This window comes from Psychromonas algarum, from assembly GCF_004376845.1.
In the GTDB taxonomy this organism is placed as follows: Bacteria; Pseudomonadota; Gammaproteobacteria; order Enterobacterales; family Psychromonadaceae; genus Psychromonas.
In genome coordinates, this window is record NZ_SNUW01000036.1 from 1 (window position 1) to 1,059 (window position 1,059).

The window sequence follows — 1,059 nt, forward strand, 5'->3', positions numbered from 1 at the left end:
CTTCTTTGAAGGAGCTTATATGACCCACGATTTTACAGCCCTAATTAACGCGACATCTAATGCTAGACTCCGATTAAAACTAATTGCGGTTTCACATTTTACTGAAGGTAAAAATAGAACTGAGATAGCTTCTTTTTTGAAAGTCAGTAGGAGAAGTATTAATATTTGGATTAAAGCATATCTAGACCATGGTTTAGATGGACTAAACGAAAAGCCTCATAGTGGAAGACCCTCAAAACTGACATCAGAGCAACTCGCTCAAGTAAAAAAATATGTTGAAGATAATGCAATCAAAAAAGAAGGTGGGCGCTTACAAGGAAAAGATGTACAAGCATTTATCAAGCATAACTTTAATATCACTTTTCAAAAAACGAATGTTTATCAAATAATGCATAAATTAAATCTCAGCTGGATAACCACTCGCTCGAAACATCCTAAACAATCAATTGAAGCGCAAAATACTTTTAAAAAAATTCCAAATAAAAACGATCCTTAAGATCCCTGGGCATATGCATCTCGATAATGTCCTTGTCTGGTTTCAAGATGAAGCTCGATTCGGTCAGAGAAACACAACGACTAAAATATGGGCAGAAAAGGGAACAAGACCGAGAGCTGTTCAGCAACAACAATTTGAATACGCTTATCTATTTGGTGCAGTCTGCGTTAACACAGGGCAAACAGAAGCACTTGTTTTACCAAAGAGTAACAGTGAAGGAATGAGAGAGCATTTGTCACTGATATCAAAAGCGACGCCTAAAGGTAAATATTCGGTCGTAATCATGGACCAAGCAAGTTGGCATCAAGCCTATTTAGCCGAAGAGTTTGATAATCTAACAATAATACATCTCCCGCCTTATTCACCAGAATTAAACCCGATAGAGCAGGTATGGCATTGGTTACGACAGAATGAGTTGGCTAATCGATGTTTTGATGATTATAACGACATAGTCGATCAATGTTGTAGGGCTTGGAACAGCTTCTGCGAAGACACAAGCCGAGTCATTTCATTATGCTTTAGAGACTGGACTAAATTGGAAACTTAATTAACGGAATTGGTAT

General features: G+C 37.4%; 1 protein-coding gene. It reads left to right on the forward strand.

Annotated features, from left to right (window positions below; all coding sequences use genetic code 11):
• Positions 1 to 19 precede the first annotated feature (19 nt).
• A protein-coding gene (locus E2R68_RS13795) for an IS630 family transposase (RefSeq protein WP_445177091.1) occupies positions 20 to 1,043 on the forward strand; the annotation gives its coding sequence in 2 pieces (ribosomal slippage) (positions 20 to 466 and positions 468 to 1,043; 1,023 coding nt in all).
• Positions 1,044 to 1,059: the final 16 nt, after the last annotated feature.